The following is a 23,252-nucleotide window of genomic DNA, read 5'->3' as shown; positions in this document are numbered from 1 at the left end:
TCAGAAGGCTCCGATCAGGTAGACGAAGGTGAAGACGCAGATCCACACCAGGTCCAGGAAGTGCCAGAACAGGCTCAGGCACGACACGCGGGTGATGTTGGTCGGGGTCAGGCCACGGCGATAGACCTGGTGCATGACCACCGCCATCCAGATCAGGCCGCTGGCCACGTGCAGGCCGTGGGTGGCGACCAGCGCGAAGAACGCCGACAGGTAGGCACTGGTGCTGGGGCCTGCGCCTTCGTGGATCAGGTGCGAGAACTCGTAGATCTCCATGCCGATGAACGAAGCACCGAGCACGAAGGTCACGCCCAGCCAGCGCAGTACTGCCGAGGTGTCGTGGCGATGCATCGCCAGCACGGCCTGGCCGTAGGTGATGCTGGAGACCAGCAGCAGGAAGGTCTCGGCCATCACGAACGGCAGCGAGAACAGGTCCTTGCCGGTGGGGCCGCCGGCGTAGGCGGTGCTGAGCACCGCGTACGAGGCGAACAGCGAACCGAACAGCACCAGGTCGGACATGAGGTAGACCCACATGCCGAACACCTTCATGCCGCCCTGTTCGTGGCCGTGGTCGTGCTCGTGGTGGTCCTCGTGCGCCTGCGTGTCGCTGGCCAGCTCGGGGCGGGTCAACAGGTTCATGCGCGTACCTCCTTCAGCTTGGCAAGGTTGGCCGCTTCGGTGCGTGCCACCTCTTCGGAACTGACGTAGTAGTCCACGTCCTCGTCGTAGGACCGCACGATCAGGGTCACGATCATCGCGATGAAGCTGGCCGCGGCCATCCACCAGATGTGCCAGACCAGGGCGAAGCACAGCACCAGGATCCAGATGTTGAGGATCAGCGGCACGCCGGTGTTCTTCGGCATGTGGATCGGTGCGTACTTCTTCGGCGGCGGCGGCAGGCCGCGCTTCTTCGCTTCGTGGAAGGCGTCCAGCTCATCGGCCTTGGGCACCACGGCGAAGTTGTAGAACGGCGGCGGCGACGGCGTGGCCCATTCCAGCGTGCGTGCATTCCACGGGTCGCCGGTCAGGTCCAGGTTGCGCTTGCGGTCGCGCACGCTCACGTAGATCTGCACCAGCATCAGGATGATGCCCGCGAACACGAACAGCGCGCCGATGAAGGCGGCGATCAGGTACGGCGTCCACGCCGGGTTGTCGTACTGGTTCATGCGGCGGGTCATGCCCATGAAGCCCAGCATGTACAGCGGCATGAAGGCCAGGTAGAAGCCGATCACCCAGCAGGCGAACGACCACTTGCCCAGGCGCTCGTTGAGGGTGAAGCCGAACACCTTCGGGAACCAGTAGGCGAAGCCGGCCAGGTAGCCGAACAGCGCGCCGCCGATGATGGTGTTGTGGAAGTGCGCGACCAGGAACAGGCTGTTGTGCAGCAGGAAGTCTGCGCCCGGGATGGCCAGCAGCACACCGGTCATGCCGCCGATGGTGAAGGTGACCAGGAAGGCGATGGTCCACAGCATCGGCACGCTGAACTCGACGCGGCCGCCGTACATGGTGAACAGCCAGGTGAAGATCTTCACGCCGGTGGGGATGGCGATGATCATCGTCATGATGCCGAAGAAGGCATTGACGCTGGCACCGGAGCCCATGGTGAAGAAGTGGTGCAGCCAGACGATGAACGACAGGATGCCGATCGCCAGCGTGGCGCCCACCATCGACTTGTAGCCGAACAGCTTCTTGCGCGCGAACGTGGCAGTCACTTCGGAGAAGATGCCGAACGCCGGCAGCACCAGGATGTACACCTCCGGATGGCCCCAGGCCCACACCAGGTTCACGTACATCATCGGGTTGCCACCCAATGTGTTGGTGTAGAAGTTGAAGTCCAGGTAACGGTCCAGGGTGAGCGCACCCAGTGCCACGGTCAGGATCGGGAAGGCAGCGATGATGATCACGCTGGTGACCAGCACGGTCCAGGTGAACACCGGCATCTTCATCAGGGTCATGCCCGGCGCACGCATGCGCAGGATGGTGATGAACAGGTTGACGCCGGTCAGCAAGGTGCCGATGCCCGAGGCCTGCAATGCCCAGATGTAGTAGTCCACGCCGACGCCTGGACTGAACTCGATGCCCGACAGCGGCGGATAGGCGACCCAACCGGTCATGGCGAACTCGCCAACGCCCAGCGAGATCATCATCAGCGCGGCGCCGACCACGAAGATCCAGAAGCTGAAGGCGTTGAGGAACGGGAACGCCATGTCGCGCGCGCCGATCTGCAGCGGCACGATGATGTTCATCAGGCCGACCACGAACGGGGTGGCCACGAAGAAGATCATGATCACGCCGTGTGCGGTGAAGATCTGGTCGTAGTGCTCCGGTGGCAGGAAGCCATCACTGCCCGGCCCGGCCGCGGCCAGCTGCGCGCGCATCATCAGCGCATCGGCAAAGCCACGCACCAGCATGACCAGCGCCACCACCACATACATGATGCCGATCTTCTTGTGGTCCACGGTGGTGAACCAGTCACGCCAGAGCGGGCCCCACAGCTTGAAGTACGTCACCGCGCCGAGCAGCGCGAGGCCACCCAGCACCATGGCCGCCAATGTGACCACGACGATCGGCTCGTGCAGTGGCACGGCCTCCCACGTCAATTTACCCAACATGTTCGTTACTCCTGGGAAACCTGGGCACCGCCGGCAGCGCCCGCCGGGGTCGCAGCAGCGGTGTTCTCACCGACGCCGATGAACTGGTCGATGACCTTCTTGAACAGCAGCGGTTCAACACTGGAGAAGTGCTGCACCGGTGCGTTCTTCGACGGCGCGGCCAGCGCCTTGAACTGCGTGAAGCTGAGCGCGTCGGGCGCGCTGCGCACCTCGGCCACCCAGCGATCGAAGTCTTCGTTGCTGCTGGCAGTGGCGATGAACTTCATGTTCGAGAAGCCATGCCCGCTGTAGTTGCCGGACATGCCACGGAACTGGCCGGGCTCGTTGGCGATCAGGTGCAGCTGAGTGCGCATGCCGGCCATCGCGTAGATCTGCCCACCCAGCTGCGGGATGAAGAAGGTATTCATCGTCGAGTTGGAGGTGATGTTGAATGCCAGCGGGCGGTTGGCCGGGAAGTTGAGCTGGTTGACGGTGGCGATGCCCAGGTCCGGGTACACGAACACCCACTTCCAGTCGGTGGCGATCACGTCCACGTGCAGCGGCTCACCGGCCACGTCCAGCGGCTTGTACGGGTCCAGCTCGTGGGTCGACTTCCACACGATCACCGCCAGCACCGCGATGATGATCAGCGGCACGCCCCAGACCACGATCTCCACCTTGGTGGAGTGCGACCAGTCAGGCATGTATTTCGCTTTGGTGTTGCCGGCGCGGTAGCGCCACGCGAACACGAAGGTCAGCACGATGGCCGGTATCACCACGATCAGCATCAGGCCGATGCAGATCAGGATCAGGTCGCGCTGGGCGAGCCCGACCATGCCCTTCGAATCCAGCAGCACCCAGTCACAGCCCGACAGGCCGACGCAGGCCAGGGCGACCAGCGCCAGGCGGATGCGGTTCCAGCAGATATTCATTGGAGGTCAACCCTGTTGAAGAAGCGCGCTTGACCGGCTCGCCTGCGCGCAGCGCCCGGGCGTGGAGCGGCTACACTGTGGGTACGAGGTCGCCTACAAGCAGGCGAACCACTCCAATCAAGCCCATACAAGATACAGCATTGTATGGACTTGTGCATCTGTACGTATGGAAAAAACTGACCGATGACGCCACCTGCCGCCGGCCGCCGCCTGAAACACCCCAATCGCACCTGGGTTCGCCCCTTCCGCGAGGGCGCCGGCCCGCTGTACCTGCAGATTGCCCAGCAGGTGCGCGAGGCGGTGGATGACGGCGTGCTGCGCCCGGGCGACCGGCTGCCGCCACAGCGCGACCTGGCCCAGCAGGTGGGCGTGGACCTGACCACGGTCACCCGTGCCTTCGCCGAGCTGCGCCAGGCCGGCCTGCTCGATGCGCAGGGCGCCGGGGGCACCTTCATCGCGCTGTCGGCCGGCAACCGCAGCACCTCGGTGGACCTGAGCATGAACATCCCGCCGCTGCTGGGCAGCGCGCCGTTCGCGCAGGGCATGGAGGCGGGTTTCCAGCACGTGGGCCAGCAGCTGGGCCAGGGCGAGCTGATGAGCTATCACGTCGGCGCCGGCACCCGCGAGGACCGCGCCGCCGCCGTGCAGTGGCTGGCGCCGATGCTGGGCACGGTGGGTGCCGACCAGGTGGTGATCTGTCCCGGCGCGCAGACCGCGCTGTGCGCGCTGATCCTGGCCCGCACCCAGCCGGGCGAGCTGATCGCCGCCGAGCAGCTGACCTACCCGGGCCTGCTGGCCGCCGCGCGCGTGCTGCAGCGGGGCGTGGTGCCGGTGGCGATGGACGCCGAGGGCATGCTGCCGGACGCGCTGGAGGAGGCCTGCCAGCTGCGCCGCCCGCGCCTGCTGTACCTGGTGCCGACCATCCAGAACCCGACCACGGCAACGATGTCGGCACAGCGCCGGCATGCCCTGCTGGCGGTGGCCAAGCGCCACGATCTGACCGTGATCGAAGACGATCCCTACTGGTTGCTGGCCGGTGACGCCGCGCCGCCGCTGGCCGCCCACCGCGACGCCGGCTGCCCGGTGTATTACATCTCCACCCTGTCCAAGTGCCTGGCCCCGGGCCTGCGCACCGCCTACCTGGTGGTGCCGGCCGGCGAGCCGATGGAACCGGTGCTGGATGCGCTGCGCGCAATCGCGCTGATGCCGACCCAGTCGATGGTGGCGGTGGCCTCGCAGTGGATCCGCAGCGGCCAGGCGCAGGACATGGTGCAGCGCTTCCAGCAGGAACTGCGCGAGCGCCAGGCGATTGCCGCGCAGTACCTGCCGTCCCGTGCCCAGGCGCATCCGGCCGGCCTGCATGTGTGGCTGCCGCTGCCGCCACGGCTGGACCAGTACCGGTTGATCCAGGCCGCACAGGAACAGGGCCTGGGCATCGCTAGCTCGGATGCCTTCAGCGTGGAAGAGCCGCCGCCGGGCAACGCGATCCGCCTGTCGCTGGGCGGCGCGGTCGACCAGGGCGCGCTGGCCGGGGCGCTGGCCAAGCTGAACGAGATTCTGTCTGAAGCCCCCGAGGCCCGGCACAACGCCATCGTCTGAACCGGGTGCATGGCGCTTCATCCATACAAGATGATATTTTGTATGCAATGTATGGATGAAGGGACGTGCATCGATGCGCGCCGAGAAACTGAAGTTCCACCTGGTGATGGCCGGGTGCGGTGGCTTTGTGGTGTTGATGCTGGCCGCGCTGGCCTGGGTCTGCCTGCAGCCGCAGACCGTGGACGTGCAGGCCGCCGAGCGCCACGCCATCGAGCAGTGCGTGCAGCGCAGCGAGGATCCCTCGCGTAGCGAGATCCAGCGTCGCGCGCAGGCCGACTCCTGCCGCGAGATGCGCAAGCAGTACGTGCACAAGTTCGGCGGGGAAGCGTCCTGATGGGCGCAGCCGCGCCGCGTCGCCGCTGGCTGCTGCCGACGATGATCGCCCTCGCCTGCCTGTTCATGGCCGGCGTGGCGGCTGCGCTGTGGCAGTACTTCGGCTACAGCGCGCAGTCCACCTTCACCGAACAGGCCATCGTCTTCGACGACTCGCAACTGCGCCTGCCGGCCGATCTGGCCGGTGATACCGGCCGCATCCGCGTGGTGCATTTCTGGGACCCGGCCTGCGGCGTGTGCAACCGCGAGACCGGTGCGCACCTGAGCTACCTGATCAGCATGTACCGCCGCGCCGGCATCGACTTCTATGCGATCCGCCGCCCGGGTACGCAGGGCGAGCTGCCCGAGCCGCTGCGCAACAAGGTGATCAACCTGCCGACCATCGACGGTATCGAACACATCCCGGCCAGCCCCGCCGTAGCCATCTGGGATCGCCAGGGCCACCTCGCCTACGCGGGGCCGTACAGCATCGGCATGGTCTGCAATTCGGCCAACAGCTTTGTCGAACCGCTGCTGGACAGACTGGTGCGCGGCGAGACCGTGCGCCCAAAGGGACTGCTTGCCGTGGGCTGCTACTGCCCCTGGCAGGCCAAGCGCTGAGGACGCGCGATGACATCACTGACGCTGGCCGGTGCGGCCGCCGCAAACAACAACGGCGGTCACCTGTCCGAACCGACCGATGGTTATGGACAGGCTCCCGCCGTTGGAAGCAACGATACGCCCCGACATGCTCCGTACATGCCGCGACCGGATGTCGCAGCCCGCGAATGGGTGCAGGACGTGCTCGCGCACAACGGGCCGATCTACCTGCGCATCGTCAATTCGCTGGAACGCACGGTGCGCCGTGGCGGCCTCGCACCCGGACAGCGCCTGCCCTCGCAGCGCGCGTTGGCGCAGCAGCTCGGTATCGATCTGACCACGGTCACCCGCGCCTTCGATGAAGCACGCAAGCGCGGCCTGATCGAAGCACGCGGGCCACAAGGCAGTTTCATCGCACCGCCCAAGGCTGGCTTCGACCAGGTGGTGGACCTGAGCATGAACGTGCCACCGGTACCCGACGCCGATGCGCTGGCCGAGACCCTGCGCCGCGGTGCCGCCGCCGTGCTTGCACGCAGCAACGCGCCCAACCTGATGACCTATCACCTGGGCGGCGGCAACCCGACCGACCGCCACGCAGCGGCGCGCTGGCTGCAACCGATGCTGGGAAAGGTGGACGACGCCTGCCTGCTGCTGACCGAAGGCGCCCAGGTGGCGCTTGCCGCGATCCTGGTCAGCCAGGGCCGCGACGATGATGCGATCCTCTGCGATGCGCTGGTCTATCCGGGTCTGCTGCAGGCCGCCGCCGCACTGGGCCGGCGGCTGCTGCCGGTGGACGGCGACGAACACGGCATGTGCCCTGAAGCGCTGGCCCGGCTGGCACGCGAAAGCAGCGCGAGGTTGGTCTATCTCAACCCCACCTGCCAGAACCCGACAGCGCTGACCCTGCCGCTGCAGCGGCGTGAGGCGCTGGCACGTGTACTGGAAGGCGAAGGCCTGCTGGCGATCGAAGACGATCCTTACTGGCACCTCGCCGAGGATGCACCTACACCGCTGGCGGCACTGGCACCGCGTCATGTGTTCTACGTGGCGACGCTGTCCAAGGTGATCAGCCCCGGCCTGCGCACCGCCTTCGTGCGCTGCCCGAGCGCGGCGCATGCCGAGGCGATGACGGCTGCGTTGCGGGCGACGCGGCTGATGGGTCATCCGCTGGTCTCGGCACTGGCCAGCCAACTGCTGCTGGATGGTTCGGCGCAGTCACTGCTGGCCCAGGTACGCACCGAGGCACGCGAACGCATGCGCATGGCGCGCTACCTGCTGGCACCGTCGCTGCTGCAGCGCGCGGAAGGTCTGCATGCCTGGTGCCGTATACCGGCGCCGTGGACCGACGCCACGCTGGTGCGTACCGCACAGCTGCAGGGCCTGGCGATCGCGCCGTCATCGGCGTTCTGTCCGCCGGGGGTATCTCACCAGAGCGGCGTGCGGTTGTCGCTGGGGCTGGCGGCGGACCGACGGCAGCTGGAGAGTGCGCTGCGGCGGATTGACCGGTTGTTGTTGTCGGACGCGTTGCCGGCGATCGAGCGGTAGGTGCAAGGAAGTGCCAACCAAGGTTGGCACCTACCAGAGCAGTAGATCCACGCCATGCGTGGATACGCGGCGCCCAGGATGCAGTAGCGCCGGGCCATGCCCGGCGGAAGATTTCCCGGCACGGTCGGAATGTGCCAACCAGGGTTGGCACCTACCAGAGTCCACCAACGGTGTGCCGGGGCTAGTCCGTAGTCTTGCCGCCGAAGCCAAGACGGGCCGGCCGGGCCGTCCGCAGTGGAAAGAACAGCATGCCAATGGACACCATCTGGAACGGCGTGAACAGGAACCAAATGTTGTCGGTGCCGACCGCCAGGATGTTGAAGTCCAGATCGCCGATCCACTCCAACCGCTGCAACACCGTCACCAGTCCCCCAATGGTCGGAACCGGCAGAACGCCGTGACCGGCCAGCAGCAACGTCGGTGTCAGCAGCCCGGCCAGGAGCGCGAAGCCGGCGCGGTACACCCAGGCATTGCCCTTCCAGTACGGCGCGCAGCGCCACATCAGCAGCAGCAATGCCAGGGTCAACAACCAGGGCAACAGCCACTGGGTAACCACCATGTCCATCATCGGACCGGCTCCACTGGCCTGGCGTCCCACGTCGTCGATCGCATGCCCCTTGCCCCCTTCATCCATGCTGCGGGCATTGTTGCCGGTATGCAGGCACGCGCAAAGCCCCGGCAGCGCAAGAACTGCTAAACGCTGCGCCTGCCGATCCGCTACTGTGCCGGGCACTGGATTCGGGGAATGGCAGGATGAGTGCAGCAGGCAAGGCGTTGTGGTACATCGAAACCCATGCGGATCGACCGCTGGCATTGGCCGACGTCGCTGCTGCGGCGGGACTGTCGCCGTTCCACCTGTCGCGCCTGTTCCAGGCCCGCACCGGCACCTCGGTGATGCGCTACCTGCGTGGGCGGCGCCTGACCGCAGCCGCGCAGCGGCTGGCCGACGGCGCCGGCGACATCCTGCAGGTTGCGCTTGGGGCCGGCTATACCACCCATGCGGCGTTCACCCGTGCCTTCAGCGACCAGTTCGGGCAGACACCGGAGCGGGTACGCGAACAGGGCACCGACGGCTTGGCATTGGTGCAGGCGATCCGCGTGGACGAGGCGCCCGTTGCCTGCGATGAGGCGCCGCGCCTGCTCGACACGCCCGCCTTCCAGTTGGTGGGTATCGGCATGCGGCATACCCGCGACAGCGGTGGTGCGATACCCGGACAGTGGGCGCAGCTCAACCGCGAATGGCCGACGCCGGCACCGATCAGCTTCGGCGTGTGCTGCAACAGTGATGACGATGGCGGTTTCGACTACATCGCCGCACTGCCGGCCAGCGCGGTGCCGAGCGTGCCTGCGCACTGGCAACGCGTGGCCATTCCGCCGCGTCGCTACCTGGTGGCCTGGCACGGCGGGCACATCTCGACCATCCGCTCGACCTGGTTCTGGCTGCTGGATCACTACCTGCCCGGCTCCGGTCTCAGCCTGGCCGATGCACCCGATCTGGAACGCTACGACATGCGTTTCGATGAGCACAGCGGCAACGGCGGCGTGGAAATCTGGCTGCCAGTGGAGTGATCTTCGAGCGCGCCACCCACCGTAACGAATCGTTGCGCCCGCGGTGACACCCACGCAATCCCGCCAGGTCTACACTCGGTGCATGCGCTCCACGGAGGATCGATCATGCGCCTGTTGCACCTCACGCTGCCGGTATCCGATGTCGGTACCGTGTCCAGCTACTTCCGCGATGTATTGCAGCAGCGCGTGGTCGGCAATCATGTGCACATCGGCTGGAGCACGATCGAACTGCAGCCCACTGAAGGACATCCGGTCGGAGGCGTGCACCTGGCCTTCAACGTACCGGACAACCGCTTTGGCGAGGCAATGACCTGGTTGCGCGAACGCACGCCACTGCAGCGCAATCCGGCAGGGTTGGATTATTTCGCTCTGGAAAGCAGCTGGCAGTCGCAGTCGGTCTACTTCACCGGCCCCGATGGTTTGATCCTGGAACTGATCGGCCGCCGCCGCTTGCCAGCCAGTACGCATCAGGGCGCCTTCCACGGCAGCGAACTGACCTGCCTGAGCGAGGTCGGCCTGCCCAGCCACGATGTCGATGCTGTGCGCGAACAGTCCAGCCTGCGGTTCGGCCTGCAACCGATCAGCCCGCCTTCGCCGCAGTTCGCGCCGATGGGCGACGACGAGGGCCTGCTGATCGTGGTCGCTGCGGACCGGCGCTGGTTCCCCGAGCAGAAGGACCTGCCCAATGCGCAGGGCCTGTTGCTGCAGGTCGGCGACGTGGCCGGCCCGGGTGTTGTGGAGGACACTGCACTCGGCTGGCGGGTACAGGCGGCCTGAACTACCAGCTGCCCGACGCACCGCCTCCGCCGCTGCGGCCACCGCCTCCGGACCAGCTGCTGGAGCTGCTCGACGACGAACTGCTGGATGACGAACTGGACGCGCTGCGTTCACGGCGTGACGAAACCCGGCCACGTGCGCGCTCGCCCGGCAGCATGGTGAACAACCATACGAAGTACAGCAGCACGCCACACACACCGGATACGATCATCGCCAGCAGCCGTGGATCGTCCCCTTCGGCACGATGGATCGCCAGCAACGCGCCCGCGGCGTAGCCGAGGGTCAACAGCACCAGCACCGTCATGCGCACGACGAAGCTGCTGCGGTTCTTCTTCCAGCGTGTGCGACAGGCCTGCACCAGCAGGAACACCATCAGGGTGACAACGCCCGCGGCGGCCTGCAGCAGCAGGTGCCGGGCCAGGCTCGGTGGCGGCTGGCCACGAAGCAGCGCCTGCACCAGGAAGACCGCGCCGAGTACCAGCATGCCGCACAGGACGATGCGCACCCCGCGGCTGCGACGCCAGCACCAGCCGAGCAGGGCCGCCACCGGCACGCCCAGCGCCATCACGAAGCACAGGCCCGGCAGCAGGTGGCGTGGCAGCAGCAACGCCACGGACAGCGCGCCTGCGGCAACTACCGCTGTCAGCAGCATCGGACGCCCCCAGGCCGGCAAGGTCGGCCAGCTCGGCCTCGGTGCCGACGCATTGGCGGCCAGTGCCTTGCGCCGCCGCTCCCGACGGCTGCCGCTGAAGTCGTCCTCGGTCTTCGCAGGTGGGAGAGGCGGCGGCGAGCGCCACAGCCCGGCCAGGAAGCCGGCCAGCAGGGTCAACGCCACCACCGAGTCTGCGCGTCGCCAGTCCGCAGGCAGCACATTGCTGGCCGACGGTTCTTCCCATGCAGGCAGGTCCTCGCCTTCGATCAGCGCCACCATGATCGTCGTGCCATCGAGCACGCCCTGGTCGAAATCGCCCTCTCGGAAGCGCGGCACGATCACGTTGTCGATGATGCGAGCGGCGTACGCGTCCGGTAGCGCACCTTCCAGGCCATAGCCGGTCTGGATGCGTACGCGGCGGTCCTGCACCGCCACCAGCAACAGCACACCGTCGTCGACACCGGCGCGACCCAGCTGCCACTGATCGAACACCCGCTGTGCGTAGGCCTCAATGCCCTCGTTGCCCACGCTGGGTACCACCAGCACCTGCAGCTGTGCACCTTTCTGCACCTGCAGCTGCAGCGCCTGCCTGCGCAGGGTGGTGCGGGTTTCAGCGGACAGCGCGTTGGCAGTGTCCACCACAGGATCGTCCAGCGCCGGGACCGGGATCGCCGCCAGCGCCTCCATCGGCAGCAGGCACAGCAGCAACAACAGCCACGTCATGGCTGCGGTCTGCTGTCCTGCGCGCAGCAGGCTCACGTACCCTGCCCTGCCTCGATCCGCGCATGCAGCGCCTGCAGCTGTGCCGCCGTCTGGTTGAACACCTGCAGATCGGCATCCACCAGGGCCGCCCAGTCAGGGGCGTGCCCCAACAGTTGCGCCACCTGCTCGTTCGGCGCGCGATCGAAGCCCTCGCCAAGCACGGCAAGATAGCGCGCACGGAACCCTTCGGGATCGCGCTGGTCCTGCACATACAGCTGCACGGCCAGCAGCCCCGCATACAGGTAGTTCACCAGATAGTTCGGGTCTTCATACATCAGGCGCTTGCCGATCCAGGTGTTGCGCAGCTGCGGGTAGCGCTCCGGTTGCTGGCCGAAGCGCGCCAGCACCTGCCCGGTCAGCGCGTCCAGGTCATCGGCGGTGCCCAGCGTGCCGGCGGCAACGCCCTGGTAGATCGACTGCTCCAGCTGCGCTTCCTCGGAAGAGGTGAACAGCTGCAGCACCATGTCGTCCAGCAGCGATTTCAGGTAGTAGGCCTTGGCACGCGGGTCCTGTGCCTGCTGGTACAGCTGGTCGCGGAAGCGCAGCTCGTTGTAGATCGCGAACGCCTCGGTCAGCCACTGGCTGCCATTGCGCTGCAGCGGCGACGCATGACCGCGCTGCATCCACTCGCCATGCACGGCATGGCCAGCTTCATGCGCGATTTCAACATCGCTTTCCAGATCGCCACGGCGCACGCCAACGAACAGCATTGCCGGCACACCGGGAGCGCTCACCGAGAACGCGTCCTGGCTGCGGTCACCGCGTTCGGTGGCCAGATCCATACGCTGGTTGGCCGGATCGAGCAGCGCGCGCAGTTCGGCGACGTACGCCGGCCCCAGGTGCTGCATGGCATCGGCGGCGTTGTCGCGCAGCTGCGCCAGCGTCAGCACCGGTGGCGTGTAGCCGGCATCGGGCACCGTGGTATCCCAGATCTGCGGCGCATCGATGCCGGATCGCGCAGCGTGGTGCAGGAGCATGTCCTGGTAGGCGCGGCGGTCTCCCGCGTGCTGTTCGATCGCCACCAGCGTTGCATCCACCGCGGCGGTATCCAGACCCATGCGCTGGTAGCCATATGCCGGCGCCGAGCCATCGCCCTGCAGGCGTGCAGCGGCGTCATTCACCTGCACCAGCCCCAGCAGCACCGAGGCCATCGGCTCACGGCGCGAGTGCAGCCCCTGCCAGTAGCCCTTCCAGCCCGCCTCGCGCAGGGCGCGGTCGGGCTGCTGGGCCAGCGCCTGCTTGTCGCGCCCCGTGTCCCAGTGCCGACCGCCGTGCTCGAGCTGCGGGTACTCGGCGCTGCGCAGGATCTGCCCGCGCAGGCGCGCGAAGCTGTCCAGCGCCGGATCGGCCAATGCCTCCACCGCCTCGTCCAGCACAGCGTTGGCCGGGGTGGCAGCCTCCTTGAGCGCACGCGTACGCAGGAAACCGTAGGGCGCGGCCCACACTGCGTCCACAGGCGCCTCACGCAATGCAGCGCGACCGCTGCGGGCGATGCGGCTGCACAGCCCCATTGTCTGGTCCAGCGCCTGTGCCGGGCGATGATCGCGGGCATTGCGGGCGGACTGCAGGTGCAGGTAGCCGAGGTGACGCAGGCACTGCGCCTCCAGTACCTCGGCCTGCTGGAAGCGTTCCGCCGGTGCAAGGGTGGACGCCTGCTGCAGGGCATCGACGCGCTTGCCCAGCGCGTCACGCGCGGCCTGTTCGGCGGTGGCACTGGCGAAGTAGGCGCGGTCATCGGCATGCACCGGCTGTGCCTGGGCGCCGCTGAAGGGGGCTATCGCCAATACGGCGGCGACGGCGGCGGTGGTGGTGCACTTCCTGAAAACCTGCATCGGCGTCTCCCTGCCTGGACCAGGCCTCGAGCCTAGCAGCCACTGGCCCGCCGCGCCTGTGCCGGAACAGGCGTCAGATCGACTCGTCCTCACGCTTGACCAGTGTCCAGCAAGGCGCCTGCGCGAAGGTATAGGTCTGCTGGTCGCTGCTGTCCGGCGTACGGGTCTGCACCTGCCGCTGCCCATCGGCCAGGGGGCTGACCTGCATTTCGCGGCCCTGCCCGGCCAATGCGGCAGGATCGGGCATCACCGGCCACTCGACATCGGCCAGCGCCAACCGGCTTTCCACCTTGCGCGGTTCCGGCTCGGCCTCCGCATCGATGTAGCTGTCCAGCAGCGGATCGGCAGTGGTCTTTTCCTGCAGCGCGATCTCGTTGCCGAAATGCTTCAGGAACGTATCGAATTCCGGGTAGGGGCATTCACTGGCTGCAGCCGCAGGTGTGGGCTCGGCGGTGGTCACTGACGCGGCTGGAGCAGGCGCGGCCTCGGCCGCTGTCTGCGGCGCTGGCGCGCAGGCAGCCAGCACCGCGCCGCAGGCAAGCGTCAGCAGTGCGGCAGAACGGTATCGACACATGGGCTCATCCTGAATCCGGTCCGGTCGCTCCATGCTACCGCGCACCATACAATTCCGGCATTCCGCCTGTCCGAGAGTCCTCATGCATCGCCTCCTGCTCCTGATCGGCCTGCTGCTGCCCGCCCTGTGGCCAGCGGTGGCGATGGCCGTCGATGTCCACGAAGGCGATCTTCTGTTCGTCACCGCCGGCCGCAGCGGCCTCAGTGCGGCCATCGACCATGCCACCGGCAAGCAGGGCGCGCTCAGCTTCGATCACGTCGCCCTGGTCGCTTCCACGCCGAAGGGCTGGGAGGTATTGCATGCGGACGAGAAAGGATCGCGCCGGCAATCGCTGGTCGAGTTCCGCCAGGAGGCGCGCGCCAAGCAGCGGCAGATCGTGGTCTATCGCCTGCACGCGCCGCAGCAGGCGGCCATCAAGGATGCGGTCGCCACCGCGCGCACGATGCTGGGCAAGCCGTACAACACGTCGTATGTGTTGAGCGAGGACAGCTACTACTGCTCGGACTTCATCGAACGCGCCTTCCGTGCGCACCACGTGTTCGCATTGCAGCCGATGAACTTCCGCAACCCGCAGACCGGGGAGATCGCCCAGCACTGGGTGGATCTGTATCGCGGGATGGGCATGGACGTGCCGCAGGATCAGCCCGGTACCAATCCGAACGACATGTCGGCAGCGCCGGTGCTGCAGCGTATCGGCGTGCTGGAATAAGCAAAGCCCCGCACGGGGCGGGGCCTTGCCGGTCACGTTGCATGCGCAACGCGGTCATTCTTCTTCGTCGTGGCCGCCCTGCTGCTGGTTCTGGTTGCGCTTCTGCTGTTCCTGCTGCTGTTGCTGCTGCTGGTCGCGGCCACGGCCCTGCTGCTGATCCTGCTGGTTCTGCTGGCCCTGCTGCTTCTGGTTCGGGTTCTGGTTCTGCTGTGCCATGTCCGATCTCCAAAGCCACTCGCGGAATGCGGTGGACGTGGCCATCGTCTGCAGCGAATGGTTAATCACGCGTGGGTGGGCGGCTACATCTGTGTGTACGCCTGTGAATGAACGCGCAGAAGCCCTTGTGGCACAAGCGGCTGAAGAATTCATGCGGGTTCGGCATGTGCTCATGCCTTCGTCAGCCTGCACGCATTCATGGCGTTCGCCGCCGGAAACACGCGCTGAACGAGGCTGGCTTCCCGGCTCATGCAGGGAAGCCAACCCTGCATTCAGGGCATCACCGGCGGCACATACGCCAGGGTCATGCCCAGCAGCCACAGCAGGCCCAGCACCAGCGGAATGTGCACCAGCAGCTGGATGAAGGTGAAGCCCACGATGTCGCGTGCCTTCAGCCCCAGCACGCCCAGCAGCGGCAGCATCCAGAACGGATTGATCAGGTTCGGCAGCGCTTCGGCCGCGTTGTAGACCTGCACCGCCCAGCCCAGGTGTGCCTTCAGTTCGTTGGCGGCCTGCATCACGTACGGCGCTTCGATGATCCACTTGCCGCCACCGGAGGGCACGAAGAAGCCCAGCACCGCCGAGTAGACGCCCATCACCAGCGCGAAGGTATCGGTGCTGGCCACGTGCACGAACAGGCTCGACAGTCGGTGCGCCAGGGTCTGCCCATCGCCACCGGCAGCGTGGGTGAGAATCATCGCGATGCCACCGTACAACGGGAACTGGATCAGCACGCCGGTGGTGCTGGGCACCGCCTTGGCCACCGCGTTGAGGAAGCTGCGCGGGCGCCAGTGCAGCAGCAGGCCCAGCGAAATGAACATGAAGTTGTAGGTATTGAGGTTGGCGATGGCGGTGACCACCGGCTTGTTGGCGAACTCGTTGAACAGCCAGCCGAACGCCAGCAACGAAAGCAGCACGGTCAGCAGCGGGCTGTACTCCAGCCACTCGCCCGGGCGCGTGCGTCGCTGCAGCGGCTCCGGCTCGGCCTGCGCGGCGCCGGGGAAGTCTTCAGCGGTGCGGGCACTGCCGGCGGCCGGTGCGGTCAACCAGGCGATCAGCAGCGAGACCAGGATCAGCACCGAGGTCAGCGCGATCGACTGCCACAGGAAGATGGTTTCGGTGAACGGCAGGACGCCGGTGATCTCCACCAGCCCTGGCGGCATGCTGGCCGGGTTGGCCTGCAGCTGCGCGGCCGAGGAACTCAGCCCCATCGCCCACACCGCACCCAGACCGAGATACGCCGAAGCACCGGCCGCGCGGTAATCCATGCGCAGTTCGGTGCGGCGGGCCAGCGCGCGCACCAGCAGGCCGCCGAACACCAGCGAGAAGCCCCAGCTGAGCAGCGAGGCGAGCATGCTGACCAGGCCCACGTACACCACCGCACCGCGGCCGGTGCGCGGCACCTGGGCCAGGAAGTCGATGAAGCGCGCGACCACCGGCGCCGTCGCCACGGCGTAGCCGCCGATGACCACAAAGGCCATCTGCATGGTGAAGGGAATCAGGCTCCAGAAGCCGTCACCGAAGGCGCTGGCAGTGGCCTGCGGGGTCGAGCCGAAGCCCATCGCGGCCAGTGCGACGATGACCACGCCCAGCACCGCGAACACGTACGCGTCGGGGAACCACTTTTCCGCCCAGGCGGCCGAGCGCAGCGCTGCGCGCGCCATCCAGCCGTCCTGTACTGCTGCCGTCGAGGCCATCGCCTACCCTCCCAGGTTCGATGGCTCGATTCTGGGCGGTGGTGTGCGGGCTGTCAGCCACCTATTGGTCGTAGGTGGCACAGAACGGTAGTGCCGGCCGCTGGCCGGCAATTTCCCAATCGGGATGGTCGTGCAGCCGGCCAGCGGCCGGCTCTACCAGGCCTTGGGCTCAACGCAGCGCCAGATCCACGGCGATGCCGGCGAACAGCGCGGCACCCACCCAGTTGTTGTGCAGGAACGCCTTGAAGCACGGGCCGCGCTCGCGGTTGCGGCAGATCCAGAACTCGTAGACCACCAGCGCAGTGGCCACGGCCACGCCGGCCAGGTAGCACCCGCCCAGCCCGCCGCGTACGCCGACCAGCGCCATGGTGGCCAGGAACAGCGCGTACAGCACGGCCTGGATGACCAGGTCGAGATCGCCGAACAGGATCGCGGTGGAGTGCGAGCCCATCTTCAGGTCGTCCTCGCGGTCGACCATGGCGTACCAGGTGTCGTAGGCGGTGGACCACAGGATGTTGCCGGCATACAGCAGCCAGCCCAGCATCGGCACCTCGCCCTGCACCGCGGCGAACGCCATCGGGATGCCCCAGCCGAACGACATGCCCAGATACACCTGCGGCAGATGGGTGTAGCGCTTCAGGTACGGGTAGCTGGCAGCCAGGAACACGCCGATGAAGCTGAGGCCGATGGTCAGCCCGTTCAGGGTCAGCACCAGGCCGAACGCCACCAGCATCAATACGGCGAACAAGGCGAGCGCGGCACGGCCGCTGATTGCGCCGGTGGCCAGCGGTCGCGCCTTGGTGCGTTCCACATGCGGGTCGAGCCAGCGGTCGGCGTAATCGTTGATGACGCAACCGGCCGAGCGGGTCAGCCACACGCCGGCGGTGAACACGAACAGGGTCCACAGCGGCGGCAGGCCGCCCGCGGCCAGCCACAACGCCCACCAGGTGGGCCACAGCAGCAGCAGCGTGCCGATCGGGCGATCAGCGCGCATCAGACTCCAGTAATGCCGCCAACGCGGCGTCGCCGGCGACTGCGGCGAAGTGAGGGGGGTATCAGCCATGGCGATAGGATACTCCTGCCCCTCTGGCAGGGCTTTGCCCGTGGGGGGAGATTTGTTCGGCGAAACTGGATAGAATGCCGATCCCGCACCGTCTCATGGCGCTGCGATGCCCGCCCCGGCACTGGTCGGTGGCGCGGTGGTTCTACAACGCGCCCGTAGCTCAGCCGGATAGAGTAGTGGCTTCCGAAGCCATTGGTCGGGGGTTCGAATCCCTCCGGGCGCGCCATCTTTCCCTGCTCCCGTCTGCACTTGCAGACCTCGCCCCTCAGCAGGATGTATCCCCCAGCAACACCCCGGCTCCGAGAGCCTAACCGCCAAGCGCTTAAGCTGCCGGCACAGCGCCATGGCTGATCGGCAGCGCGAGCCTGCTCGCGCGCCCCAGTCACTCAAACCCATACAGCGCCCGCACCTCAGGGTCCTTCTCGACCAGATACATGTTGAACAACTGTGTCGCATCCCGCGACCAGCTCCCCTCCAGCCAGCGCCACGACGCCACATCCACGCGCGGCAGCTTCCGCTCCAGATAGTAGACCCGGCTGCCATCCCCCGAGAAGTACCCGTCCAGCAGCCGCCAGCGCGCACGATCCACCCCGGGCAGAGGCTTCCCGTCGCAGTAGACGTTGCTGTCATCAACGGCGTACAGGGGGTCCTGTGGCACCCCTTGCAACAGCTCGCCACGCTGGCAGTGCTTCATCCGCCGGCCGCAGTACCAGCCGCCATGGTCGTCGGCCCCGTAGCCGCCGCCGAGATCGCGGAACGTCGTGCAATCTGCCTCGGCCATCGCCTTCAGCGAGGTCTCGTGCTCGAAGTAGACGGCGTGGTTGTCCAGCCAGTACGCGCCACATTGACGAAAGCTGTCCCGGTCGATGGAGGTCTGCCGGGTCCAAGCATGATAGACCGCGTGCGCATCGCGACCGATGAAGTAGTGCGCCGGAATGAATTCGAAGCTCGCTGCGTCAGCCTTGCGCAGCAACCGACCCTGGTGGAAGACCTGGCCTTCGTGGATTCGCCAGAGTTCGATGCCATACGGACCGACGAATCGATGGTCCGGCAGGTCACTGATCTTCTGCCATGGCATGGTCTGAGGCTCCGCCAACGGTGGGGCCCCTAGTTTAATGCGGCCGGCGGGAAAGACAGCCGAGCGTGGGCTCGGCTCTACGGGTGCCAATGCACCGATGCAGACAGCAACGCCGGGCAGTGCCCGGCGTTGTGTTCAAAACCAGTCGAGCATGGCTCGACTCTACACAGAGCAGATCAGTACTTGCCGTCGAACGCAAAAATCGGCTTGCGCTGCTTCCATGCGCCAGCGGTGAAGTCCGGGAACTCCAGCGTCTGGAAGCTGTTGGCGATCGACTGCTCGCTCAACGGCGTGATCGCACTCCAGGTCACCGCATCGTAGATGTCGATCGGCATCGGTGCCTTGGCCTTCAGCGCTTCAACAAATGCATGGATGACGAACCAGTCCATACCACCATGGCCGGCACTGGCAGCGGTGTCGGCGTTCTGCTTCCACAGCGGGTGCTCGTATTCGTCCTGGTACTTCTTGAACTCTTCCCACTGGTGCGGCGGGCTGCGCCCTTCGATGTGGATCGAATGGTTCACGTCCATCCACAGGCCCTTGGTTCCCTGCACACGGAAACCCATCGAGTACGGGCGCGGCAGCGAGGTGTCGTGCTGCAGCAGGATGGTCTCGCCGTTCTCGCAGGCCAGCGTGGTGGTCACGATGTCGCCCAGCTTGAACTTCACCTTGGTGCTGGGGTGGGTGGTGCCGCCACTCTTGGCCACGGTGTATTCGTGCAGGCCACGCGCCTTGGTCGCGAAGGCGTTGATGTGGGTGAAGCGGTTGCCGCGGTTGATGCCGGTGTACATCGCGCACGGGCCGATGCCGTGGCTGGGGTACAGCTCGCCATTGCGTTCCACCGAATGCTCGGTGCGCCAGCGGGCCTCGCTCCAGCCCTTTGGCCCGAACTCCACGCCACTGTCGTAGGGCTGGTTCGGGTCGCCGGAATTGAACTTCACGCCGCGCAGGTCGTGCTGGTAGCCGGCCTGCAGGTGCACCAGCTCGCCGAACAGGCCCTGGCGCACCATCTGCAGCGCGGCCATCACATCGCGGCGGTAGCAGACGTTCTCCAGCAGCATGTACGGGGTGCCGGTGCTCAGCTGGGTCTTCAGCACGTCCCAGTGGTCCTGCAGGGTGATGCCGGCCACCACTTCGCAGCCCACCGCCACGCCAGCCTGCATCGCGGCAATCGCCATCGGCGCGTGGTACTCCCACGGCGTAGCGATGATCACGCCATCAATGCCCTTCTGTTCCAGCAGCCGCTTCCAGGCGTTGGTATCGCGATCCTGGCCGTAGGTCTTCGGCGCCGGCTTGCCAGCCTTGCTGACCATCTCCACGGCGCGGCCGAGCATGATCGGCTCGATATCGCAGACGGCAACCACCTCGACGTCGTCGCGGCGCACCAGTTCCTTCAGCAGCACCAGGCCACGCATGCCGGTACCGATCATGGCCAGGCGCACCTTGCGCCCGCGTGCCCATGCCGGGGTCTGCGGCAGCAGGCTGCTGGCGGCGACAGCGGCACTGGCCGCGATGAATTCCCTACGCTTCATGGCAAACATCTCTCCTCTTGGCAGCGTGCCGGCCGCAGCCGGCACGCCAGGTCACGCAAACGGAATTACTTGAACCGGTAACCGACAGTCACACTGTAACCACGACCGAAGATGGTCGCGTAGTCACTGGAGTCACCCAGGAAGCTGTTCGGATCGTAGAACGGCAGGCGATCGAACAGGTTCTTGACGGTGAAGCTCAGGTTCCACGCATCATCCGGGCGCCAGGTGACGCTCATGTTGGCGGTCCACCACGACGGTGCGCCATCGCACTTGCTCTTCTGCAGGGCCAGGTAGCCGCCGGTGCAGGTTTCCTTGTTGTTGCTCACCTCATCAACCTGGTCGGTGGCCCACTTGGTGCCGCCCACGTAGTTGACGAACATGCTGGTGGTAACCTGCTTGTAGGTCCAGTCGGCATTGAGCGTGGCACGCAGGCGCGGGTTGTTGTAGTAGCCCACCACATCGCCGTAGTACCAGCCGTTGGCTTCATCCATGTAGAAACGGTTGCGGTTGGCGATGGTGGCGGCCAGGCCGATGTTCAGGTTGCCCCAGTCACCCAGCGAGAAGCGGCTGCGCGCATCGATGTCGAAGCCGTCGATCAGGGTCTTGCCGCGGTTCTTGTACTGGCCCACCACGCTGGCCACGTTGCCAGCGGAGTAGCCCGGCAGTGTCGACGGGCAGTTCACGCCACTGGCCGGATCGGTACACATCGCCGCCAGCTGCGCCAGGTTGGCGCGGTCGCTGTCGGTGATCGGCGAACGCGACATCGAGATGATGTCTTCCATGCGGCGGTAGTCCGGCGCGACGATTTCATTGTCGCGGTAGATGAACCAGTAGTCGGCCGACACCGACAACCAGGTCGCCGGCTCGTAGACGAAGCCGAGAGTGGCGATCTTCGCCTTCTCCGGCTTCAGATCCTTGTTCGGCTGGGTCATGCGTGCCACGGTGCGGTTGCAATCGACGTTCAGCATGGTCTTGCCCAGATCGACATCTCCCGGCCGCTGCGACTTCAACAGCAGGTTGGCAATGGCGTTGGTCTCGTTGCAGCGCAGCTCGTCGCGGAAGCCACCCAGCTGGGCGAACACGCCGCCGTTGCCGGATTCGGCCAGGCTGGGGGCGCGGAAACCGGTGGAGTAGGTACCGCGCAGCATCAGCTGGTCGAACGCCTGGTACTTGAAGCCGATCTTCGGCGCCACGTTGGCGCTGAAGTTCGGGTACTTGTCCACGCGCACCGCCGCATCCAGTTCCAGCTTGTCGGTGATCGGTGCCACGGTCTCGGCAAACAGCGCGTAGGTGTTGCGCTTGCCGTCGAACCAGGAGCCGCCCTGCTGGGAGATCAGGCCGTTGGCCGCATCAGCGTTGCCCGGGGTGTAGAAGGTTTCGCGGCTGGCATTGAAGCCGAACGCGGCGCGCATTTCGCCGGCCGGCAGCTGGAACAGCGGGCCTTCGATCTTGCCGTCCAGGGTGTGCAGGCGGGTCCACGACTGGATGTCGAAGGTCGGGAACGCTTCACGGATCAATGCGGCGTTGGCTTCACTGATCTCGCCGAACTTGTACGCCGGGTGGTCGGAGATGATCACGCGGCCGGTGCCCGGATCGATCGAGTACGGGCCGAACGCCTTCTCGAAGCCCTTGATGTTGACGTTGATCGTCTGGTACGTGGTGGAGTGCGTACCGGCGCTGGCGAACGCGGTCTCCCAGTTCCAGTCGCCCCGGTTGCCACGCGCACCGGCCAGCACGCGGTAGCTCTTGTCGGTGTTGCGCTGGCCGAAGTAGTTCGGGCCGGCATCCTGCAGCAGGTAGTTCAGGCCGACCACACCGCCCATCATCGCCTTCATTTCCGGGCTGGCGTGGTTGTACTCGTTGTTCGGGCCCAGGAACGGGTACAGGAACTGGTTGACGTTGTTGCCGGTGTTGCGCGAGAACCAGCTGGTCGGGTTGCCGGTGGTGGTGCCGTAGGTGCGCGGCGTGCCGCCGTTGGCGCGCAGGTCGATATCGGTGTAGGTCGCCTCGGCGAAGATCTCGGTGCTGTCACCGACCAGGAAGGTGCCGTTGAGGTAGGCGGTGTTGCGCTCGGACTTGGCGCCGGCATCGATCTCGTTGTTCATCCAGGTTTCCCAGACGCAACGCGGACCGGCCGCTTCACTGGTCAGCACGTTCTTGCAGCCCGGCGCAGCTTCCTGCACGCGGCGGCCGGTGACCGGATCGAAGGCGAAGTAGCTGCCCGGATTGAACTCGCCCGGCTTGCTGCCCACGCCCAGGCGCAGGTCGTTGAGGTAGTTCGGCTTGTTGACGTAGTACTGGTCGGGCCGCTTGTCGTAGAAGTCGCTCAGCGGAATCGCGTCGCGGCGGTACATGTTCACCGCGCCGTAGATGTTGAAGCGGTTTTCGGTCAGGTCACCGAAGCCGGCGGTGATGCTGGCCTGGCGCTCGCCGTAGGAGTCGATGCGCGAGGAGGTGTCGTTGGTGAAGCTGACCTCGGCCCCCTGGAAGTTGCGCTTGGTGATCACGTTGATCACGCCGGCCACCGCGTCGGTGCCGTACACCGCCGAGGCACCGTCGGTCAGCACTTCCATGCGCTCAATGGCCGCAGCCGGGATCGCGTCGATGTTGACGAACTGGGTCTGGAAGCCGGCGGGTGCACCGTAGTACGACAGGCGGCGACCGTTCAGCAGCACCAGCGTGCCCTGGGCGCCCAGACCACGCAGGTTCGCCTGCGAAGCACCGTCGGAACCGGTGAACAGCGAACGCGCATCCTGCTGCGCCGGGCGTGCGGCCGGCAGGTTGTCGAGCACCTGCAGCAGCGTGCGCGCACCCATGTTCTGGATGTCCTGCTTGCTGATCACCTGCACTGGCGAGGCGGTTTCAACGTCGGTGCGGCGGATGTTGGAACCGGTGACCTCGATACGGGCCAGGTCGGTGGCCTTGTCCTTGCTCTCCTGGGCGAAGGCAGGAACGGCGACCGACAGCAGCACGCCGGCAATGGCCAGCGTCAGCGGAGCGATCGAGCGACAGGGGAGTTCGCAGAAGCGCTGCAGGACTGGTGCCGGCAGGCGCGACAGGTCCACCGCCCGGGCCCTTTCCCCGTTTTCCCCCACCCGCAGCCCGCACTCCCGTTTGGTGCCACCAGGTTCGGTCCCGTTTTCCGTCCCGGTCGGCCCCGTCCCCCTCCGTCGCCCACTCACCCCTCCCCCTGCACACACGCCTCTTCTGGCCCG

The 23,252-nt window shown here is 66.4% G+C and carries 20 protein-coding genes and 1 tRNA gene; 8 read left to right on the top strand and 13 right to left on the bottom strand.

Going from position 1 to position 23,252, the window contains the following annotated elements; translation table 11 throughout:
* The 3 genes from cyoC to cyoA are packed head-to-tail and all read right to left on the bottom strand — an operon-like array spanning window position 1 to window position 3,520.
* Window positions 1-636 (bottom strand): cytochrome o ubiquinol oxidase subunit III, encoded by a 636-nt coding sequence (cyoC, locus tag EKL94_RS12310; RefSeq protein ID WP_080281857.1) that lies wholly within the window; start codon window positions 634-636, stop codon window positions 1-3.
* Complete coding sequence (gene cyoB, locus EKL94_RS12305) at window positions 633-2,609, bottom strand: cytochrome o ubiquinol oxidase subunit I (RefSeq protein ID WP_006474876.1); 1,977 nt, start codon at window positions 2,607-2,609, stop codon at window positions 633-635. Before cyoB ends, cyoC begins: the two co-directional genes overlap by 4 nt.
* A gap of 5 nt (window positions 2,610-2,614) precedes the next feature.
* Entirely contained in the window at window positions 2,615-3,520 is a 906-nt protein-coding gene (cyoA, locus tag EKL94_RS12300) for a ubiquinol oxidase subunit II (RefSeq protein WP_126929323.1), read from the bottom strand.
* Window positions 3,521-3,703: 183 nt separating this feature from the next.
* Between cyoA and EKL94_RS12295 the strand changes: the two genes are divergently transcribed.
* From EKL94_RS12295 to EKL94_RS12280, 4 genes are read left to right on the top strand one after another with little or no spacing between them, the layout of a single operon-like run.
* Window positions 3,704-5,119, top strand: coding sequence for an aminotransferase-like domain-containing protein (locus tag EKL94_RS12295; RefSeq protein ID WP_126929322.1), 1,416 nt, complete (start codon window positions 3,704-3,706; stop codon window positions 5,117-5,119).
* Window positions 5,120-5,174: 55 nt separating this feature from the next.
* A complete protein-coding gene (locus EKL94_RS12290; RefSeq protein ID WP_012481502.1) occupies window positions 5,175-5,453 on the top strand; it encodes a hypothetical protein in 279 nt (92 codons plus the stop codon).
* Window positions 5,453-6,052, top strand: a complete 600-nt coding sequence (locus tag EKL94_RS12285; RefSeq protein ID WP_012481503.1) for a DUF6436 domain-containing protein — start codon at window positions 5,453-5,455, stop codon at window positions 6,050-6,052. Before EKL94_RS12290 ends, EKL94_RS12285 begins: the two co-directional genes overlap by 1 nt.
* A 9-nt stretch (window positions 6,053-6,061) precedes the next feature.
* Complete coding sequence (locus EKL94_RS12280) at window positions 6,062-7,576, top strand: aminotransferase-like domain-containing protein (protein ID WP_126929321.1); 1,515 nt, start codon at window positions 6,062-6,064, stop codon at window positions 7,574-7,576.
* Window positions 7,577-7,757: 181 nt separating this feature from the next.
* Here the strand turns inward: EKL94_RS12280 and EKL94_RS12275 are convergent, their stop codons facing one another.
* Entirely contained in the window at window positions 7,758-8,210 is a 453-nt protein-coding gene (locus EKL94_RS12275) for a hypothetical protein (protein WP_260473420.1), read from the bottom strand.
* Window positions 8,211-8,329: 119 nt separating this feature from the next.
* Here EKL94_RS12275 and EKL94_RS12270 point away from each other — a divergent pair, with 119 nt between their 5' ends.
* Complete coding sequence (locus tag EKL94_RS12270; RefSeq protein ID WP_126929320.1) at window positions 8,330-9,145, top strand: AraC family transcriptional regulator; 816 nt, start codon at window positions 8,330-8,332, stop codon at window positions 9,143-9,145.
* A gap of 105 nt (window positions 9,146-9,250) precedes the next feature.
* A complete protein-coding gene (locus tag EKL94_RS12265; RefSeq protein WP_126929319.1) occupies window positions 9,251-9,922 on the top strand; it encodes a VOC family protein in 672 nt (223 codons plus the stop codon).
* A 1-nt stretch (window position 9,923) separates the two neighbouring features.
* Here EKL94_RS12265 and EKL94_RS12260 read toward each other — a convergent pair whose 3' ends face one another.
* The 3 genes from EKL94_RS12260 to EKL94_RS12250 all read right to left on the bottom strand — a co-directional run bounded on the left by EKL94_RS12260 (window position 9,924) and on the right by EKL94_RS12250 (window position 13,742).
* On the bottom strand, window positions 9,924-11,327 hold the full coding sequence (locus tag EKL94_RS12260) for a TPM domain-containing protein (protein WP_440087510.1): 1,404 nt from the start codon (window positions 11,325-11,327) through the stop codon (window positions 9,924-9,926).
* A 2-nt stretch (window positions 11,328-11,329) separates the two neighbouring features.
* Window positions 11,330-13,168 carry a M3 family metallopeptidase gene (locus tag EKL94_RS12255; RefSeq protein WP_126929318.1) on the bottom strand — a complete coding sequence of 613 codons (1,839 nt, stop codon included), beginning with the start codon at window positions 13,166-13,168 and terminating at the stop codon, window positions 11,330-11,332.
* A 73-nt stretch (window positions 13,169-13,241) separates the two neighbouring features.
* Window positions 13,242-13,742 carry a hypothetical protein gene (locus EKL94_RS12250; protein ID WP_126929317.1) on the bottom strand — a complete coding sequence of 167 codons (501 nt, stop codon included), beginning with the start codon at window positions 13,740-13,742 and terminating at the stop codon, window positions 13,242-13,244.
* Between the two features lie 82 nt (window positions 13,743-13,824).
* Between EKL94_RS12250 and EKL94_RS12245 the strand changes: the two genes are divergently transcribed.
* Entirely contained in the window at window positions 13,825-14,451 is a 627-nt protein-coding gene (locus EKL94_RS12245) for a YiiX/YebB-like N1pC/P60 family cysteine hydrolase (protein ID WP_126929316.1), read from the top strand.
* 54 nt (window positions 14,452-14,505) lie between these two features.
* On the opposite strand, the gene EKL94_RS22415 is transcribed toward EKL94_RS12245, so the two are convergent.
* From EKL94_RS22415 to ubiA, 3 genes are all read right to left on the bottom strand, one after another.
* Window positions 14,506-14,667, bottom strand: a complete 162-nt coding sequence (locus EKL94_RS22415) for a hypothetical protein (protein WP_010482135.1) — start codon at window positions 14,665-14,667, stop codon at window positions 14,506-14,508.
* A gap of 272 nt (window positions 14,668-14,939) precedes the next feature.
* The gene (locus EKL94_RS12240) at window positions 14,940-16,364 is read right to left on the bottom strand and encodes a short-chain fatty acid transporter (RefSeq protein WP_126929315.1); all 1,425 of its coding nucleotides are present in this window, start codon (window positions 16,362-16,364) and stop codon (window positions 14,940-14,942) included.
* Between the two features lie 169 nt (window positions 16,365-16,533).
* Window positions 16,534-17,427 (bottom strand): 4-hydroxybenzoate octaprenyltransferase, encoded by an 894-nt coding sequence (ubiA, locus tag EKL94_RS12235; RefSeq protein WP_126929314.1) that lies wholly within the window; start codon window positions 17,425-17,427, stop codon window positions 16,534-16,536.
* Between the two features lie 149 nt (window positions 17,428-17,576).
* Between ubiA and EKL94_RS12230 the strand changes: the two genes are divergently transcribed.
* Window positions 17,577-17,653 (top strand) — tRNA-Arg (locus EKL94_RS12230).
* A 156-nt stretch (window positions 17,654-17,809) separates the two neighbouring features.
* Here EKL94_RS12230 and EKL94_RS12225 read toward each other — a convergent pair.
* From EKL94_RS12225 to EKL94_RS12215, 3 genes are all read right to left on the bottom strand, one after another.
* Window positions 17,810-18,505: a DKNYY domain-containing protein gene (locus EKL94_RS12225; protein ID WP_126929313.1), complete on the bottom strand. Its 696-nt coding sequence runs from the start codon at window positions 18,503-18,505 to the stop codon at window positions 17,810-17,812.
* A 176-nt stretch (window positions 18,506-18,681) separates the two neighbouring features.
* Entirely contained in the window at window positions 18,682-20,037 is a 1,356-nt protein-coding gene (locus EKL94_RS12220) for a Gfo/Idh/MocA family protein (RefSeq protein ID WP_126929312.1), read from the bottom strand.
* 65 nt (window positions 20,038-20,102) lie between these two features.
* Entirely contained in the window at window positions 20,103-23,030 is a 2,928-nt protein-coding gene (locus EKL94_RS12215; RefSeq protein WP_126929349.1) for a TonB-dependent receptor domain-containing protein, read from the bottom strand.
* Between the last annotated feature and the right edge of the window lie 222 nt (window positions 23,031-23,252).

Source organism: Stenotrophomonas maltophilia (assembly GCF_003970865.1).
In the GTDB taxonomy this organism is placed as follows: Bacteria; Pseudomonadota; Gammaproteobacteria; order Xanthomonadales; family Xanthomonadaceae; genus Stenotrophomonas; species Stenotrophomonas maltophilia_AR.
This window is presented reverse-complemented; position numbering and strand designations above follow the sequence as displayed.